Raw genomic sequence first — 17679 nt, 5'->3', positions numbered from 1 at the left:
TAGGGAAGCTCTGAACAAGTCTCCCCATATCGGCGACACTATCAGGATCTGATCGAGGTCGCGGTACATGACGCAGCTTGAGCTTCTCCGACGCCGAGCATGCCGGCAAGCGCAAGCGGACCCGCCGCGAGGTGTTCCTTGCGCAGATGGACTAGGTGGTGCCGTGGAGCGCGCTGCTATCGCAGATCCAGCCGCACTATCCGACGGCCGGCCGAGGCCGGCATCCGTATGCGCTGGAGACGATGCTGCGCATCCACTTCCTGCAGCATTGGTATGCGCTGAGCGACCCGGCGATGGAGGAGGCGCTGTATGAGATCGCCTCGATGCGGCAGTTCGCGCGGTTGTCGTTTCTGGAGGCGATCCCGGATGAGACGACGATCCTCAACTTCCGGCATCTGCTGGAACGACATGGAGTGGCGCCGAAGCTGCTTGAGGCGGTGAACCGTCACCTTCAGGGCAAGGGCTTGTTGCTGCGGCAGGGAACGATCCTGGACGCCACGATCATCGAGACGCCGAGTTCGACGAAGAACAGCAGCGGCACGCGCGACCCGGCGATGCACCAGACCAAGAAGGCCAGCAATGGTTCTTCGGGATGAAGGTGCACATCGGGGTGGATCGGGACCCGGGCTTGGTGCACACGGTGGTGTCGACCGCCGCCAACGTGGCCGATGTGACGCAGGCGGAGAAGCTGCTGCACGGCAAGGAACGCGAGGTCTACGCCGACGCGGGATACACCGGGGCGGACAAGCGCGAGGAACTGAAGGGCAAGCGCCTGTGCTGGAACATTGCCGAGCGGCGCAGCCGGATCAAGGCGCTACCGGAGGGCGAGTTGAAGACCCTGAGCGAATTCATCGAGCACATGGTGGCCAAGGTACGCGCGCGGGTGGAGCATCCCTTCCGGGTGATCAAGCTGCAGTTCGGCCACCGGAAGGTGCGCTATCGAGGGCTGGTCAAGAACGATGCGCAGTTGCCCGTGTTGTTTGCCTTGTCGAATCTGTGGATGGCGCGCGGGCGCTTGTTGACGATGACGGGGAAGATGCGTCCGAGGACTGGAAAGAAGGGAGTTTTTCAGCACATTCCGGCCTGAAATAGCCTGAATGAGGAGAAATATACGGATCCATCTGCCGGTCAACCAGCCGCGTCCGAAGGCGCTATGTGGATCGGCCGGTTGTTCAGAGTTTCCCTAGTCGCTCGTGTTCGAACCGGCGCATACGGTATCGACAGGTGAACCAAGACCTTGAGGCTGCAAGAATGGCGGCCAATCATGCAGCTACAGATGTTGCCGCCGGAGGCAATACTGTACGGGCTCATGTCAATGGCACGGGTGCCATGACCGGTCATGACCGCCTCCTTTTGCCCAATCCAATAGCCATCGAGATAGGAGTTCACACGCTGGCTTCACTGTAGCCGCTTTTGAGAATAAGCTAGGAACTTAGCGTGCGGCATGGCGTGGCCAATGTCAGATTTCCTTCAGAATCCCAAATCTTTCTCCGAATTTTCCAGCCTTGTGAGTGTCCAGCTTTCCAGCACGGCGGATAGTGCGGAGCTGGGCCAGTTCGATCACATTCGCTCTGTAATCATTGCTCGCGTCGAAGCTGTGGTATCGAATGTCAAGCAAGCGAAGCAGACCTTCGCTTGCGGTGAGCATGATCTTGCGTGGGTAATACTTACCGATGCAGCCATGGAAGCTCGCGCAATAGATGACGCCCTTCAAGCAGCGTGGATCGCTCCGCGCACCATGGCTGCACAGAGAGGGAGGAGAGCGACGACACGTGCTTTTGAAGAACGCAGGGCTACCGCCGCAGCTCAATTTCTCGGAAGCCCTGCAAGTTTCAGCACGCAAAGGGATGCGATAGTTCTGCTGGAGACTTTGATGGAAAAGCAGTCTCTAGCCGTCGGCCCCAATGCGCGAACCAAGCTTTACGCTGCGCACCCTGGCGTCAAGGAAAAGATTGCATCACTTCCGAGAGCACCAAAACTGAAATCCTAGGCCGAGCGCTTCTTCCAAGGAAGCTGGGAGCGTTGAAAGGCCCTACGCGAATCATAAGCCTGAATTCTGAAGTAATAGTCAACCTTGGTCATGTACGTCACAACGGTCTCAAAAAGCGCCGCATAAGTCGCTTCATCTTCACGGTAGAGCATTCCGATGGCGACCCTTCTATATCTCCGACTCTTTCGGGCGTTGCAATTGAAACCTACTCCTTGCCCATCCGTGATCTTGCTCACCCAATGTTTAACTAGTAAATAAGCAATAGCCGCATCATTCCTCACCTTTCTTCCATCAAAAAAAATCAGAAAGTGAGTATGAGGCCCCTTCTCGACGCCCAACTCCTGCTTCCATGCACACCAAAGGAACGCGTGCTTGAACGGGCCCGTCTTGAGATATCGCAAAAACTTTTCGCGGTCTTTAGCTATTTTTTCGTAGGAACATGCACTCTCATCGTAAAAGCTCCGATAAAATCCAAGGCTATTGCGATAGGAAAGATCAATGCGAACAGCGAGGATCCTACGGTATCGTTGGCGCAGTTCCGAGATATCCCTCCGTATGTTGGCAGCGTTTCTTTGCATGGTCCGACGCTCATTGTCCATTGCCCTGACGAAGCCGGCTTCTTTGGCACCTTCTCGAATCGACTGGATGACCGCATTGAGACAGATAACATCTTCCGGAAAAACGCGACCTCTTTGATCGGATAGCAATTGCAAATGCTTGGTGAAGAGATGCCAAACCGGGTTCAACTTATGCCCCTTAAAATGAGCTTCGACCTCGAATTCGTTGATCTTCAAGCAGCGGATGAACTTCTCGCCAAGCGGAGGCATTTGCAACCAAGCAAGTGACCCGCGGGTCCGAACCTCGAAAATCTCTCCTGTCGATGAAATGATGGAATTGATCGTATCTATCACCCTGATAAATTCTGTCGCAGTACGGGTGCGGTGCACCGGGATCGGCTTTTCTTTGTCCCAATTCTCTCCTTGTTCGACAATCGCGCTATAGACCGAATATTTAATTAACCTTGGTCGTCGCAATACTGAAGCTTGCTCTTTTTTGATATCGACCATCCACCTTTACCTCTGTAGCCAGCAATATGGCGCCTAGTGAAATGATCTGCCGTTCTTCTAACAACGTACGATCCCCTGGATAACGACGGCGAAACGCGTCAATATTACCAAGTATCATTCAACTTCTAACAAATCACTGCACTGCAAGTTATGTAAAGTTATTGATCCAAGATCTAGCGGCGATAGCTGACCCTCTTCAATAGCCAAGCTTCAACCTCATGCTCAAAGAACCCCACTGTTGCTTTGGATAGACGAATAGGTTCAGGGAGCGTCGGATCGTAATACGGCGACCTCGGATTCCTCATGGCGTAAAGAGTAGAGCGGCTGATTCCAAGTTTTTTCACCATCTCACTATGGCGAAGAATCTGAATTTTATTTTCCATGGAACGCGTCTTTGTGGCGAGCATTGAAGGTAAGTCAATTACCGACAGGCGGGAAACCCATCAGCCAAAATTCATTATTTATCTTTGGCAAACATGGAGGCTATCAGCGTTTGAAAACCTCGCATCGATTGGCGTGGACTCAACTTGACACGGCTGGACGTAACTTCACGCCCTCCACAAGCCCTTACTAGCGCTGCGTCTCAGCTGACCTGCGTAGTTGCTACTCTGTGAGCCTTCCCGCGCTGGCCAAGGCACGGGCCAAGCGCGGCACCAAGGCGGCTAGATTGAAGCGGCGGTTGAACCGATAGGCGTGCGCAGCTAGGTAGCGCGCCGTACTTCAGGAAGTCCAGCGCGTGGCTGGCATGAGTGTGTCCGCACTGCGGACCATGAAGCCGGCAGGCCATCTGGCTTGAATCAAGGCCTCGACACATTGCGCCTCGGAGCCGTATCGGCTCAGAAAAGCCGAAATCGAAAGCCCCGTCTGGACTGGATCCGATTGAACGTCATCGCCGTATCTCACTGAAGACCCTGCATTTATAAACCAAGGCAGCATCACCAGCTGAGACACAGCGCTAATCAGGCCAACAAGCGAGATAGAGGAATTCCCTGATCTCGCTATAAAGCGAATCCAGCCATCACTGGCTTCGCTTACACTCTGTTGGCGCTGGCGTTATTGCTTCTTAGTTTTCCGCTCCTCGTACAATGCTTCCTCTGCATCAAAATGAGCAGCACGGCTCATTTGCATTTCAGCCCCTTCGTCGTCCGAAGGAGTCTGGACAGGCTCCGCACTAACCTGGGATCTACGCGAATTTTCATGAGCGATCGCCGAATCGTTCGAGCCCGCCCACTGAGCCAGGGTAATAGCGTCCTCCCTGCGGTACTCCCTTATCAGTTCGCCGACGTTCTTCACTGAACAATTGTAAAAATTGATATCTACAGGACTGAGTGTTTGACGGACCATTGCGGCGTACTCGACCGGAGATGCCCGAAGCGCAGCCTCATATACCCGTTCCGCAGCCGCATTCACTTCGTCTTGTATCTCATCATTTCGATCGGATGCAATTCGCTTCATCAACGCACATGGCACTGGAGAGTCTCTGGCGATCAAGGCGTCAAGCTGACTTATGGCCAATCTTGTTTCTTCCATGTACTTGGTTTGGGCTATTCCTCTTTCTTTGGCGGCCTCAGCTTGCCTCTGCATTTCTTGCGCATGAGCCGTTTTGATGATGACATCATTGATTAGCAGCGCGGGGTTTGCTTTGCACCCCTCAGCAATTGCCTGTTCATATATCTTGCCTTGGGGATCACCCAAGTGAATCTCCACAAGATTGAAGCTAGCCTTTTGGATCGTAAGCTGCTGTGCAACTTGCTGCATTAAATCGTCAACTGGAATCTTTCCTGCGTTGTATGCGGCGCAGCTTGCATACCGAGGATGAAGTCCATTCATTTCGTAGTCCTCTTGAACCGCCAAGCGAAATACGTCAGCGATGGATGCAGCTCTATTTTCCATACACTTAGCAAGCATGCTTTTCAGGACTTCATTAGTCCGGGCCTTGTCCCGCATCAATACATTTCGAAAGTATAATTCAATATCTGTATTGCCTTTATAATTTGAATTGGCAACATTAAAGGCAACACCAAGGATGTTGGTTAGCTCGCCATATTCGCCCCTATTGCGGGCATCAGCTGCACTCGCACATGTCAATTTCGAGTCCAGATCAATAGCTGGTAGCTTACCAGCTGAGCAGGCGGACACCGTTATTAGTGCCGCAATAGCGGCGACCAGATTAAAATTAATACCACCCCTAAATTTTCTTTTATATAAAACCCCCACTGTACTTTCCTGAATTTCTTGTCGCTTTTCATTTAACCTCGCGATTCGCATTTTTTCAGTTCCATCTTGATGGCCAAATCGATAATTTCTAGCTTTTTTCATCGCCCCCGATGAGGTTTCACGCAAGTATTCAGTCAGCAAAAAAACTGATGCCAACACAATACTGACACTCCTTCTTTTCATTGGATTCCCCTTGTTAGTTTTACTGGTCACTGCGGAGTTCCTTGGCGCGAGAACCGCATCAGGCACCACCATTGCTAATCTTAGTATGTCGAATGGTGGTATTCAAACCGGGACCATCCTGCGATGGCTCGGGCAGCTCACGAAACTCGGTTAGTCACCGTCTTTGCCGGCAACGTCCGGCGATTGAGGAAGGAGCGTGGGCTGTCGCAGGAAGAACTTGCCGAGGCGGCCGGTGTCCACAGGACCTACATCGGCATGCTTGAGCGTGGCGAAAAGAATGTGACGATCTACAACATCGAGCGCATCGCGCTGGCGCTTCGGGTTCGTCCCGGATCACTTCTTGACTGAAGGCAATCCCGTGGCCGGCCCCTTGGGGCTCGGCCACTGTGCGTGAGACAGGACGAGTTGATGCCTGGGCTTTGCCGGTCCGGCCCCCAAAGCGGATGCCAGCCCTACAGCAATCCCCGGGCAGCCATCGAGACCGCCTGATCAGCTGCCGAGGCCTCGGCACGGCCGCTGGGGTGGTTGTGGGCCACCATGAGGGCTGCCGCGTTCAAGGCCAGCGCGCGCTGGACCACGATGCGTGGGTGCACCTCCGCCCCGTCCACCGAGCCGGAGAACAGCCCGCTCCACTGCGATGAGCCGGTGCCGTGTATCAAGAAAGGCCACCTCAAAATGCTCCCGAGCCTCGTTGCCCAGCCGCAACCGGAAGAATCGGCCGCACGTACCAGGATCGCTCATCAGCACGCAGGACCTACTGGCCCGGCTTTCAAGGATGCGCAGCGCGCGCGCGATCACCTTGTCCTGGCGAACACGGTCGGCTTCATCTTCTGGCGTGCCGGCCGATGGCGCTTGATCCATTGGTGTCGTCATCAGGCCACCAGCGTCATCACTTCGTCCCAGGCCCGTTGCTTGATCGCTGCCCCTTGACCGAACCAGGCCGCGTCGCGGCGGTGATCATCGCTGCGCGCGCGGCGATGGTGATCGATGAACTCGGTCACGCTGTTGAGCAAGCCCCAAGCCGTACCGCGACTTGAGGCCATCAGTGCACCGCGCCCACCGCCCTCGTACAGAGAGCGCACGTTAGCCAACGCTTGCTCGTTCACTACCGCGGCCTTGCCGTCAGGCGCGGCGTAGGTCAGCACCCGTCGCAGCAGCACTTCCACCGAGTCCGGATCCACCGGTCTCTCCACCAGTGCCTTCATCCTGGCCACGAACCCATCCCAGGACGAGACGGTGATGCCCAGCTGGCGCTTCACTACGTCCGGATCGAACTGGCTGCGGTGCGGCACCTTGATGGCTCCGGAGGCGTTGCCCAGTGCGATGGACAGGGTGTTGTTGCAGACCACCCGGACCGACGTGAACTGCGCCGTGGTCGCCAAAGTGCCGTCGCAGGCGGTAGCCAGCAGCAGGTAGCCATTTACCTTGTCCCGTCCTTTCAGCGTCGCGCTCTGCCCAGTCCGGGCCAGCGCCCAGAACTTGCGGCCCTCGCGCAGCACGCCAGCCGTTTCCAGTTCGAAGTCGTTGCTGGAGGTCAGGTCCCGATAAAACTCCAGGATCTGGCCCGGCTGCACGACCTGGAAGCGCTTGGACACCACCGACAGGGGCAAACGAGTATCCGAGCGGTAAAGCACCTTTTGCTCCGGGAAAGCATGGATCACGCCAAGGTTGTGGCTACCCGCAACGTAGCGCACCTCCGCCTCCTCTATCTTCCAGTCCATGCCCGCCTGCCGTTTCCATACGTCGATGGGCTGCCGCGGTGCCAGGCGGTTACCCAAGCCGTGCCAGGGTATTTCTCCGGCGTAGGCCATCGTTTCGATCAAGTGCATATCTGTCTCCTCGTTGTTGACGGCACAAACGCACAAGGCCCGGACGATGCCGGGCCTTGTGCGGGGTACCAGGGTGGGTTGAATCAGCCGAACGGATCGACCAGGTCACCACATCTGCTGCAGGCCGCGCTCGCCGTGCATTTCATGACGCCAGCAAGAACAGCCGTGGCCACGACCATCACGCAATAGATCAGTTCGACCTTGCTCCTCATGCTCATTTGCTCCTGCAAGGACGCTACCGGCGCAGCGTCATACGCGAAGCCGGCATCAACCAGCTTCAAGGAGGTGATATGGGTTTGAAATTTCGTCGAATCGCGATCTACGCAGGATCACCGAATATATTCAGCCAGGTAAACGTCACAGTTCTTGTTCAGCGAGGAATGGCCCACGTTTCCTTCAATGGTCAGCGCGACGAGCAAGCGGAACAGCAAGCCTTGCTCGACCAACAGTCGATTCACCGCATGCCTGAACTGATGCTCAAACCATCGCCGTCCACATCGGGTCTCGTCATCGGGTAGACCTAGAGCGTGTTATGAACTTTGAAGGATAGCGGCAGCGTTGCTGAGCATGAGGACGGTGAAGACGACGAAGTGCAGGCCGGCCAAGGTTTCCGGCAGGCGTTCGTAGTCACGTGCGAGCCGTCGAAATCGATTGACCCATCCGAAGCTGCGCTCGACGACCCAGCGCCGGGGAAGCAACACGAATCCGTTCTTGGCCTCGGGAAGTTTTACCACGTGCAGTTCGATTCCTTCTTCCCTGGCCGCTTGTGCCGGCTCCTCCCCGGTGTACCCTTGATCCACGAAGGCCAGTTTTACGGTTTCGCCCGTGACGTGCTGCACTTCCTGCACCAGCGATCGCACCTGAGCGCGCTCTTGCTCGTTGGCCGGCGTGACTTGCACAGCAAGCAAATGTCCGAGCGTGTCCACCGCCATGTGCACCTTGCTGCCCTTCTTGCGCTTGTAGGGCGCCTCTAAAAACCCCCCTCGCTTTGGCATCATAGCGGTCTCAAAAGATAGCCGAGGCCTCGCAATGATCAGCTTGTTTGCCGGACACGAGCGCGAGTCCAAGCGGCAGCAGATCGGCGATCCGTTGGTGTTGCTATCGCGGCATATCGACTTCGGGGCGATCGCCAAGGCGGTGGATGCGAAGCTGTCTCTGAACACCGGCACGCGCGGCGGCCGTCCGGCCTGGCCGACGGAGGTCATGGTCAAGCTGCTGCTGTTGCAGCAGCTGTACAACCTTTCCGACGATGCGCTGGAGTATCAGGTGCTGGATCGGCGCAGCTTCCAGCAGTTCCTCGGGCTGGAGCACAGCGGCAAGGTACCCGACGCCAAAACGATCTGGGTGTGGCGCGAACGGCTCAAGACCAAGGACCTGATGGGGGACATCAGCGCGGCGATCAGCCAGCAGCTGCAGCGGGCCGGGTTCATTGCCCGTGGCGGTCAGATCATCGATGCCAGCATCGTCAGCGCCCCGATCCAGCGCAACACGCGCGAGGAGAACGCGCAGATCAAGCAGGGAGGCGAGGTCGGCCCGGACTGGAGCGATGCCAAGCGCGCGCAGAAGGACGTGCAGGCGCGTTGGACCAGGAAGCATGGCGTGGCGTTCTACGGTTACAAGCTGCACGCCAGCACGGATCGGCGCTGGGGCTTCATCCGCCGCTACGACGTGAGCGCGGCCAACGTGCACGACAGCCGCCACTTCGAGCAGGTGCTGGACCCGGACAACACCGGTCGCACGGTATGGGCCGATAGCGGGTATGCCGACGCGGCGCGGGAAGCAGGCCTGAAACAGCGCGGCTACTACCCTGCGATCCAGCACCAGGGCCAGGCACGCAAGCCCTTGAGCGAGGCAGCAAAGCGCCGCAACCGTCGGATCGCCAAGGATCGTGTGTTTGGCGAACACCCGTTTGCGCGCCTAGCCCAACAAGGCGGCAAGTGCTTACGCAGTATCGGCTTGGCGCGGGCGAAGGTGGTGATCGGACTGAAGGTCGCCAGCCATAACCTGATGCGGCTGGCACGGCTGCAGGACCGGGCCATGGTGCCAGCGTGATCGAAGGAGGTGGCCGAACGGCCACCTCCCCCAATCGCCTACGCAAAGCCGATCTAGTGCTGCTCCCAGGCAGGTCGGATGAGCGAATGCGTGCTCATCTCAGCGACATGGCAGGTTGTTCGAGGTGCCCTGTAGCCGTCGTAACCGGCGCGCGGGCCACTCTCACAGGTGGATTGCAGCGTTCGCCCGTCCAGGATGACGGCGCTGGGCTGGCCTTTTTTCCCTTGAGACACACGCAAGATGGAGCGCAGGTCGTTGACCATGGCCTCAAAACACCCCGCTTGCAGCCAACGCTGGGTTTGTTGATAGACCGCCTCCCAAGGCGGGAAGTCGTTGGGTAGCAGGCGCCACGGTGCTCCGGCACGTGCCATCCATCGCAACGCATTGAACATCGCCCGTAACGCGTACTTGCGCTGCGGTGCTTGCTCGGTCATCAGGCTCAGGTATGGCGCGGCGAACGCCCACTCTTCGTCGGAAATGTCGGTCGGATACGGGCGCTTGCTTTGCATCCAGCTACGATAGCGGCATCGACTCAAAGTTCATAACACGCTCTAAGCATTTGCAAGTGAATGATGTGCTTAGCGTGCAATTCTCGGAATCGAGGTTATTAGAGGTGCCCTTATAACGTGAGAACGGAGGGGGCCTCAGCCTCCGTTCCCTGTTGAAAGCGTGCCAGCTCGTCTGGAAAACTTGGACAGATAGGTATAGATCACAGGCGTCGTGTAAACCGTAAGCAACTGCGACAGCATGAGCCCTCCCAGCACGCAGATGCCCAAAGGGCGGCGCAGCTCGGCGCCGGCGCCATGCCCGAAGGCCAAGGGAAGCGCGCCGAGCAGCGCCGCGAGTGTGGTCATCAGGATCGGGCGGAAACGAAGTACCGCTGCGCGCCTGATTGCGTCCTGCGGCGTCAGACCGTCCTCCCGCTCGGCGGCCAAGGCAAAGTCCACCATCATGATTCCGTTTTTCTTCACTATACCGATCAGAACGATCAATCCGATCATCGCTATCAAGGACAACTCCGTTCCCGTCAGCGCGAGGATACCGAGTCCACCAACACTCGCGGACGGTAATGTCGAGATGATCGTCAACGGATGGACAAGGCTTTCGTAGAAAATTCCCAGGACAATGTAAACCACAAGCAGCGCCGAACAAATGAGCAGGGGCTGATTGCTCATGGATGCGTTGAACGCCTGCGCCGTCCCCTGGAACATCCCGGTCAGCCCTTGTGGTCGCCGCAGTTCCTTCGCCTTCATCTCTATCGCCGACACCGCGTCTCCGATGGACGCGCTATCGGCTAGGTTGAAGGACACGGTAACGGCTGGGAACTGGCCATCCCTGTTGATCACCAAGGGCGCAGTGGCATCTTCGAGAGATGCGAAGCTCCGCAATGGCACCGGCTGCCCGCCCTCGGAATCGATATACACTGAATCCAGTGAATGTTCATCCAGGCGATATTCCGGATCCGCTTCCATCACGACGCGGTAAATATTCGAGCGCACCTCGAAACGTGCCACCTGCCGCTGTCCAAACGCGTCATAGAGCGTGTTATCCACGCTTGCTACGTCTACGCCAAGCGTCGCCATCCGCTGCCGGTCAAGCACTAGGCGTATCTGCGGTGCATCAGGCTCCATGTCACTGTTCACATCCCGGAGCTGCGGCAACGACTCGATCGCATGGATGAACGTTGGCGCCCAGCCACGCAGCACATCAATGTCTGGATGGCGAAGCGTGTACTGAAACTGCGTCTTGCTGACCCGCATCCCCAGTTGCACGTCCTGCCGGGCCTGTAGGTGAAGGGATACGTCTTGTTCCATGCCCTTCGCAACCTTCTTGAGCCTAGCCATGACCTCGTAAACGGATTCGCTCCGCTCCTGCAGCGGCAGTAGGTCCATCAGCAGCCGCCCGGCATTCGGAGTTGGATTGCCTTCCACGTAGAAGTAGACATTCCTGACTGCCGGGTCCTCCCGCATGCGTTCCGCCAGCTTGCGGGTACTGGCGACGAGGGCATCATGCGGCATGTCCAGCGGACCTTCGACGATTCCGTTGATCATTCCATTGTCCTGCTGCGGGAAGAACCCCTTTGGAATCCATAAATAAATGAACACGCTCAACAGAACACAGGCGATCGTCACCCCGAGCATGGTGCGCGGATGGCGAAGCGCAATTGAAAGCGATTTCTCGTACCCCGACTGCACCCAGGCGATTGCCCGCTGCGGCGCCTTCACGGTTGCGGCACTGCTGCGCGTGCCACGCGGCGCCAGCAGGTATGCACACAGCATAGGAGTCAGTGTCAGCGATACCAGCCCGGAAACGAGAACGGCGACCGAAGCCGTCACCGCAAATTCTCGAAACAATCGCCCAACCAGCCCGCCCATGAGCAGCAGAGGAATGAACACCGCCACTAGCGACAGCGTCATCGAGAAGATGGTAAACGCGATCTCCCGCGTTCCCTCGGCGGCGGCAGAGACCCCGTCGCGCCCTGCCTCGATGTAACGCAGCGCGTTTTCCACCACCACCACGGCATCGTCGACAACGAACCCGATAACCACGGTGATGGCCATCAACGATACATTGTTCAGTGTATAGCCCAACCCTGACATGACCGCGAAAGTGGCGAACACCGAAATGGGAATGGTCAACGCAGGGATGAAGGTCGCGCGCCAGTCACCCAGAAACGTCCAGATGACCAGCACGACCATCGCCACGGAAAGCAGGAGATCAAGCTGCAGGCTCCGGATGGACGACTTCACCGTACCAGTACGGTCACCCAGCGCCACAATGCGCACACCCGCGGGGAGGCCAGCCGATATCTGTGGAAGTTCTGCAAGAACTCGGTCTACCGTTGCGACGACGTTGTGTCCGGGTTGCTTCTGGAGCTCCACAGTCACCGCCGGATGGCCATTCACCCACCCAGCCACATGGCGGTCCTCTGCCGCCCACGCAATATGTGCGACATCGCCCAAGCTGACTTCCTGGCCATCCCGAAAGGACACGACGAGCGCCGCATAGGCAGCGGGATCGTCGAGCTGGTCGGTCGTTTCGATCATCAGGTTGCTCGCGGCCCCATCTAGCGCCCCCTTCGGGATATTGGACGTGGCGTTGGCGATGCTCCTGCGCACCTGCTCCAGTGTCACTCCAAGCCGAGCGATACGGTCCAGGTCCACGTCCACGCGCACGGCGGGCCTGCGCATGCCATGGAAGTAGATCTGGCCTACGCCCGCTACGCGGCTGAGTTCGGTTGCGACGTATCCTTCAGCTAGATCACCCAACTCCGTTCCAGGAACGGTGTCCGAGTAAAGCGCGACGGTCAGCAGGCGAGCATCGCTGGGGGCCGACTTCTCGAAGGTCGGCGGTTGCGGCATCTGCGACGGCAGGTCTGCCGCGGCCGAGCTCAGCGCGGCCTGTACATCCATGGCTACGCTGTCTACATCACGGTCGAGATCGAATTCGAGATCGATTAGCGTACTTCCAGGCTGACTGCTGGAGGTCACCGCCACCAGTCCGGGAATCCTCGACAGTGCACGCTCGAGGGGAACCGTCACTGACGATGCCATGGTCTGGGCGCTTGCACCAGGCATGCCCGCAGACACCGAAATGCCCGGCACTTCCACCTGGGGAACACTCGAGACCGGTAGGCCCGCGTAAGCCATGATGCCTACGCCCAACACCCCCGCAGCCAGCAGCGTAGTGGCGATACCGCGGGTGATGAATACATCCAGGAATTTCGAGGCGACCCGCATCAGGGGCGATCCGTTCCGGCGACGTCCGTGCCAACGATACGAACAACGTCTCCGTCGGTGACTTCGTGCATGCCGCTTGTAATGATTCGATCACCCACAGACAGGCCACGGGCCACGGCGCAACGGGACGCCGTGCACGCTCCTCTGGAAACACGCAGACGCTCCACTATGCCCTTGCCCGAAACGCGCAGCACCTCCCACCCAGCGTCACCACGCAGGAGCGAAGATACTGGCACGGTAGGGACGTCATGCAGCGGGGCCAGATGTAGCCTGACCTTGACGAACTGACCAGGCCAGAGCTGCTCATCAACGTTTTCGAATTCCGCGTCCAGGCGGATCATGCCCGTCGCTGGATTGATGCCGTTATCAATGGTACTCAAGTGGCCAACCGCCAGAGTCGTTGAGCTTGTGGCGTCAAGTACCTCAACCTTCATCGCGCCTTTCCCTTTCTGCTTCCGGATATCCGGCAGCTGGTCGGCGCGGACGGAAAACTCCACGCGGATGGGATGGATTTGATTGATGGTGACAAGTTCACGCTCCTCGTCATCCAACACGACGTTGCCGATATCGATCTTCTTCACACCCACACGGCCGGAAAGCGGCGACCGCACCAAGGTGTCGGACAGAGATGAGGCCGCCGCAGCAATGGTGGCGCGGTCGAAAGACACCTGTTGCACTGCACTCTCGGTCTTCGCCTCAAGCTCATCGACGGCTTGGCGGGAGACCAGCTGTGCGGGAGCCAACTCCCTCACGCGCGACAGCTCACGGCGGCGCTGTTCCAAGGTTGCCTGGTCGAGCGCTTCCTGTGCGCGGGCCTGGGCAAGCTGCGCGCGTAACCGCCTGTCATCGATGCGGAACAGGGGTTGTCCTGCCCGCACCTCCTCCCCCGCGGTGAATAGAATCTCTTCAATCCTTCCGCTCACCCGCGAACGCACGTGGATGGTATTGAACGCCACCGTGTTCCCTGGTGCTTCGATCGATGCAGGAATATCCGAAGCTACTGCTACCTGTATCTCGACCTCGGGAGGAGCGACAGGCGAGGCCGCCGCTGCGTCTGCTCTTTCCGTGCCGCGAAGTGCCCAAGCACCAATAGCCAATACCACGACTGTGCCTGCACCAAGGCACCATCGCCGCAACGAGCGCGCCTTGCTACGGGGGAGTGCGCTGCAGTGCGAACTATCCCCCTGGTTTCCCAGTTCGCTGCCGGCATTCATACAGCAACGTCTCTCATTCCCGAAGGTACTGCATAGCCATCGGCATGCACGTTCAGTGGCCGGGCAAGCCCGAGATGTTCGCGCAGGGTCGTGCCCTCGTATCGCGTCCGGAAAAGACCACGTCGCTGAAGTTCGGGAATGACCTGATCCACAAACTCGGACAAGCAGTCCGGAAGGTGTGGCGGCATGATGTTGAATCCATCCGCGGCCCCCGCTTCAACCCATGCGGCCATCTGATCGACAACGTCAGCAACCGTACCAAGAACAACACGATGGCCGCGTCCGCCGGCAACGGCCTTGTACAGCTGGCGAACCGTCAATCCTTCGCGTCGCGCTTGGTCATAAACCAGTTGCTGGCGACTCTTGCTGCCCTCGGTGGCCGCCAGTTCCGGCAGTCGCTCGTCCAGTGGGAGCAGGGAAGCATCGACGCCCAACCTATCGCTGAGCAGGCCCAGCCCCACTTTCTCGTCGATGAGGTCCTGCAGCTCCCCGTAGCGATCTTCTGCATGCGCCCGGCTCTGGCCGATGACAGGGAAAAGTCCGGGCAGGATCTTCATCGCATCCGGATCCCGCCCCTTCCCCGCGGCCTGCCGCTTCATCGACCCATACAGCTCCCTCGCCTGCTCCAGGGTTTGTTGGGCGGTGAACATCACCTCAGCGAAAGCGGCAGCGAAATCCTGTCCGTCCGCAGAGGATCCTGCCTGGACGATGACCGGATGCCCTTGCGGACTCCTTGCGACGTTGAGTGGACCATCGACTCGGAAGAACTCCCCGTGGTGTCCCAGGATATGGAGCTTGCGGGGATCGAAATACTGGCCACCGGCCTTGTCATACAGGAACGCGTCGTCTTCCCAGCTGTCCCACAGCCCCTGCACAACGCCCAGGAACTCGCGTGCGCGACGGTACCTCGTTGCATGCTCCAACTGTGTATCCAGGTTGAAGTTGCGTGCCTCGGCATCGCTGGCCGACGTCACCACGTTCCACCCAGCGCGCCCTTGACTGAGGAAGTCCAACGAGGCGAACTTACGAGCGACATTGAACGGCTCGTTGTATGTGGTGGACAACGTAGCAACCAAGCCGATCCGCTGCGTATGGACCGCCAGGGCAGACAGAAGCGTAATGGGCTCGAAATGGACCATGCGGCCCCACCGGCTAAGCTCATCGGCATCCTTGTAATGCGTACGGATCCCAGCGCCGTCGGAGAGGAACACCAAGTCGAACAGACCGCGCTCGGCGGTCTGTACGAGCTGGCGGTAGTAGTTGAAATCCAGCCCCCCGTCGGGCCTCGCCCGCGGGTGCCGCCAAGCGGCCACATGATGGCCTGGGGCAGGCAGGAAGGCACCTAGATGCATCATCGTCTTCCTTAGCATTGCAGCTTCTTCCTTAGTTGTTGAGCACGCGGATTGGAGTGCCTGCCAGCCAGGCCTCTATGTCTTCAACGGCTTGGCCGAAGTACGCGGCATAATTACGTTGGGTCACGTAGCCTAGGTGGGGCGAGGCCAGCACGTTGGGCAGAACCCGGAAGGGATCATCGGCAGGCAGCGGCTCATGGTCGTGCACATCCAAAGCCGCGCCGGCGATGCTTCGCGTCATCAATGCATCCAGTAATGCTTCGCGGTCCACCAAGCCGGCGCGCGATGTGTTGACCAGCAAGGCGTGGGGCTGCATTGCCGCCAGCTCTGGCCTCCCCACGATGCCGCGGGTACGCTCGCTCAGCACAAGGTGCAGCGTGACGAAGTCACTTTCCGCGAACAGCACTTCTTTGGATGAAGCAAGGATGGCGCCTTCGGCCGCGGCGCGCTTCTCGTCCAAATTCGGGCTCCAGGCCAGTACCTGCATACCAAAGGCTTTGGCAACGCGACACACGCGCTTGCCTATCTTGCCAAGGCCTAGGATGCCCAGCGTACGTCCTTCGAGATCAGCGCCCACCGAGCTCTGCCAAGGTCCGTTGCTGCGCATGGCATCGCGCTCCTCACCCAGGTGACGTGCCAGGGCCAACAGCAGAGCCCAGGTCAGCTCTGCCGGCGGTGCCGATTCACTCGCCGTGCCACATACCACAATTCCGCGTGCCGCTGCAGCAGCCTGGTCGATCGATGTGTTGCGCATGCCGCTGGTCACGATAAGCTTCAACTCAGGTAGCTGCTCCAATATGTGTGCGGGAAGCGGCGTGCGCTCTCGCATCACCACAACCATATTTGCATCACGCAGGGCACTGATCAGCTCCCCATCGTGCTCGACGTGATGGGACATGAATACCAAGTCCACGCTGTCGCCCAGCCGCTTCCAGCTGCCGTCCGCTTTCGCGGCGCCCTGGTAGTCGTCCAGCACAATGCACTTCAGTCTGCTCATTGGTTCATGTCCTGCGTGTTGAAGGAAGTAGGCACTAGCCCAAGCCCTGCGGCATCCGGGAACGCTACATATCCATTGGTGATGGTGATTCCCTGGTAAGGATCATTCTCCAGGCAGAGATGGCCATCAAGGTCGATCCAGTCCGCCATACCGCCCAACTGCGCCATGGCGGTGACGCCTACCGTGCTCTCCGGCTTGCAGCCAAGCATCACCTGCATTCCGCACGCGTGCGCCACGTTGATCAAGCCCATTGCATTCCTCAGGCCACCACACTTTATCAACTTGATGTTCACCGCATCGGCGCAACCTCGCAGTGCGAGTGCGTCCTGCGAGGTCGAGCAGGATTCGTCCGCGATGATCGTGATATCCACCCTGTCTTTGACGAACCGCATTCCGTCCAAATCACCTGCCGCGACGGGCTGCTCAATGGCACAGACCCCCATCCGGGACAGCCGTTCCGCACAACGCACGGCCTGTTCAGCTGACCATGCGCCGTTGGCATCGACCAGGATGTCTCCACCGTGCACGGCGTGGACTGCTTGGATGCGCCCATAGTCGGGGTCGGTTCCCACCTTCAGCTTGATCCGTGGCCATGCGCGGAGGCTGCCGGCGGCGCTCGCCGCGCGCTCTGGCGACATCATGCCGATGGATGAAAAGGTTGGCGGTAGCGGCTTGGCCGCCAGGCCCAGCATGGAACGCACAGGGAGTCCCGCTGCTTTTCCCATCAGATCGTGCAGGGCCATGTCGATGGCCGCGAGCACGGTCGGAACCTTGCTCAATGGACCGGAAATCTCATCCAGCAGCATCTGCAGCTGGAAAGGATCACGTCCCTTGAGCATTGCCGTCGCTACGGTAAGGCCGGCGTCAATCATGTCCAGACTTGTTCCATAGTCCTTGGCCGGGACGGCGACACCCACCGCTTCAAATCCCTGCCAGCAGATGTTTACCTTCCGGTGTTCGAGGACCGAACGAACGCCCTTGTGGGTCAGTACCGGCTCGACAAGTTTCAGTTTCAACGCTTCCCATGTTGCTTCCATG

At 58.6% G+C, this 17679-nt stretch carries 16 protein-coding genes and 4 pseudogenes; 6 read left to right on the top strand and 14 right to left on the bottom strand.

The features are described 5' to 3' along the window. The first annotated feature begins 77 nt into the window (after positions 1–77). Positions 78–1087 (top strand): annotated as a pseudogene (locus tag XBLMG947_RS18525) (IS5 family transposase). Between the two features lie 369 nt (positions 1088–1456). Next, positions 1457–1990, top strand: coding sequence for a hypothetical protein (locus XBLMG947_RS22890; protein ID WP_139074431.1), 534 nt, complete (start codon positions 1457–1459; stop codon positions 1988–1990). Here the strand turns inward: XBLMG947_RS22890 and XBLMG947_RS18515 are convergent. Further along, positions 1987–3057 carry a YagK/YfjJ domain-containing protein gene (locus XBLMG947_RS18515; protein ID WP_083993250.1) on the bottom strand — a complete coding sequence of 357 codons (1071 nt, stop codon included), beginning with the start codon at positions 3055–3057 and terminating at the stop codon, positions 1987–1989. The two genes, XBLMG947_RS22890 and XBLMG947_RS18515, sit on opposite strands and share 4 nt — an antisense overlap. A 173-nt stretch (positions 3058–3230) precedes the next feature. Next, on the bottom strand, positions 3231–3440 hold the full coding sequence (locus tag XBLMG947_RS24185; RefSeq protein ID WP_167352048.1) for a helix-turn-helix transcriptional regulator: 210 nt from the start codon (positions 3438–3440) through the stop codon (positions 3231–3233). Between XBLMG947_RS24185 and XBLMG947_RS23400 the strand changes: the two genes are divergently transcribed. After that, entirely contained in the window at positions 3439–3588 is a 150-nt protein-coding gene (locus tag XBLMG947_RS23400; protein WP_209437488.1) for a hypothetical protein, read from the top strand. The two genes, XBLMG947_RS24185 and XBLMG947_RS23400, sit on opposite strands and share 2 nt — an antisense overlap. A gap of 72 nt (positions 3589–3660) precedes the next feature. Here the strand turns inward: XBLMG947_RS23400 and XBLMG947_RS24180 are convergent. Beyond that, a pseudogene (locus XBLMG947_RS24180) lies at positions 3661–3796 on the bottom strand (IS1595 family transposase); the annotation flags it as partial. Positions 3797–4110: 314 nt separating this feature from the next. Continuing rightward, positions 4111–5487, bottom strand: coding sequence for a hypothetical protein (locus XBLMG947_RS22880; RefSeq protein ID WP_139074430.1), 1377 nt, complete (start codon positions 5485–5487; stop codon positions 4111–4113). Positions 5488–5580: 93 nt separating this feature from the next. Between XBLMG947_RS22880 and XBLMG947_RS18505 the strand changes: the two genes are divergently transcribed. Beyond that, positions 5581–5805 carry a helix-turn-helix domain-containing protein gene (locus XBLMG947_RS18505; RefSeq protein WP_053834173.1) on the top strand — a complete coding sequence of 75 codons (225 nt, stop codon included), beginning with the start codon at positions 5581–5583 and terminating at the stop codon, positions 5803–5805. Positions 5806–5909: 104 nt separating this feature from the next. Here XBLMG947_RS18505 and XBLMG947_RS24175 read toward each other — a convergent pair whose 3' ends face one another. The 3 genes from XBLMG947_RS24175 to XBLMG947_RS18490 form a co-directional block, all read right to left on the bottom strand. Further along, complete coding sequence (locus tag XBLMG947_RS24175; RefSeq protein WP_425479322.1) at positions 5910–6035, bottom strand: JAB domain-containing protein; 126 nt, start codon at positions 6033–6035, stop codon at positions 5910–5912. 294 nt (positions 6036–6329) lie between these two features. Then, entirely contained in the window at positions 6330–7286 is a 957-nt protein-coding gene (locus XBLMG947_RS18495) for a DUF932 domain-containing protein (RefSeq protein WP_065470043.1), read from the bottom strand. 83 nt (positions 7287–7369) lie between these two features. After that, positions 7370–7567, bottom strand: a complete 198-nt coding sequence (locus tag XBLMG947_RS18490) for a hypothetical protein (protein ID WP_065470042.1) — start codon at positions 7565–7567, stop codon at positions 7370–7372. A gap of 9 nt (positions 7568–7576) precedes the next feature. Here XBLMG947_RS18490 and XBLMG947_RS18485 point away from each other — a divergent pair, with 9 nt between their 5' ends. Continuing rightward, positions 7577–7804, top strand: a complete 228-nt coding sequence (locus XBLMG947_RS18485) for a hypothetical protein (protein ID WP_065470041.1) — start codon at positions 7577–7579, stop codon at positions 7802–7804. 12 nt (positions 7805–7816) lie between these two features. Here XBLMG947_RS18485 and XBLMG947_RS18480 read toward each other — a convergent pair. Further along, a pseudogene (locus XBLMG947_RS18480) lies at positions 7817–8245 on the bottom strand (transposase); the annotation flags it as partial. Between the two features lie 70 nt (positions 8246–8315). Here XBLMG947_RS18480 and XBLMG947_RS18475 point away from each other — a divergent pair. Beyond that, positions 8316–9338: an IS5 family transposase gene (locus XBLMG947_RS18475; protein ID WP_065470040.1), complete on the top strand. Its 1023-nt coding sequence runs from the start codon at positions 8316–8318 to the stop codon at positions 9336–9338. A gap of 59 nt (positions 9339–9397) precedes the next feature. On the opposite strand, the pseudogene XBLMG947_RS18470 reads toward XBLMG947_RS18475, so the two are convergent. The 6 genes and pseudogenes from XBLMG947_RS18470 to XBLMG947_RS18445 all read right to left on the bottom strand — a co-directional run. Next, positions 9398–9847: pseudogene (locus XBLMG947_RS18470) on the bottom strand (transposase); the annotation flags it as partial. A 135-nt stretch (positions 9848–9982) separates the two neighbouring features. Beyond that, entirely contained in the window at positions 9983–13078 is a 3096-nt protein-coding gene (locus tag XBLMG947_RS18465) for an efflux RND transporter permease subunit (protein ID WP_065470039.1), read from the bottom strand. Next, positions 13078–14292 carry an efflux RND transporter periplasmic adaptor subunit gene (locus XBLMG947_RS18460; protein WP_083993248.1) on the bottom strand — a complete coding sequence of 405 codons (1215 nt, stop codon included), beginning with the start codon at positions 14290–14292 and terminating at the stop codon, positions 13078–13080. Before XBLMG947_RS18460 ends, XBLMG947_RS18465 begins: the two co-directional genes overlap by 1 nt. Continuing rightward, the gene (locus XBLMG947_RS18455) at positions 14289–15662 is read right to left on the bottom strand and encodes an LLM class flavin-dependent oxidoreductase (RefSeq protein ID WP_065470037.1); all 1374 of its coding nucleotides are present in this window, start codon (positions 15660–15662) and stop codon (positions 14289–14291) included. Before XBLMG947_RS18455 ends, XBLMG947_RS18460 begins: the two co-directional genes overlap by 4 nt. A 13-nt stretch (positions 15663–15675) precedes the next feature. After that, entirely contained in the window at positions 15676–16641 is a 966-nt protein-coding gene (locus XBLMG947_RS18450; RefSeq protein ID WP_065470036.1) for a D-2-hydroxyacid dehydrogenase family protein, read from the bottom strand. Continuing rightward, positions 16638–17678: a dipeptide epimerase gene (locus tag XBLMG947_RS18445; protein WP_065470035.1), complete on the bottom strand. Its 1041-nt coding sequence runs from the start codon at positions 17676–17678 to the stop codon at positions 16638–16640. The genes XBLMG947_RS18450 and XBLMG947_RS18445 overlap by 4 nt, the downstream gene beginning before the upstream one ends. Between the last annotated feature and the right edge of the window lies 1 nt (position 17679).

Origin of the sequence: Xanthomonas bromi (genome assembly GCF_900092025.1) — a bacterium.
GTDB classification, from domain to species: domain Bacteria; phylum Pseudomonadota; class Gammaproteobacteria; order Xanthomonadales; family Xanthomonadaceae; genus Xanthomonas; species Xanthomonas bromi.
This window is presented reverse-complemented; position numbering and strand designations above follow the sequence as displayed.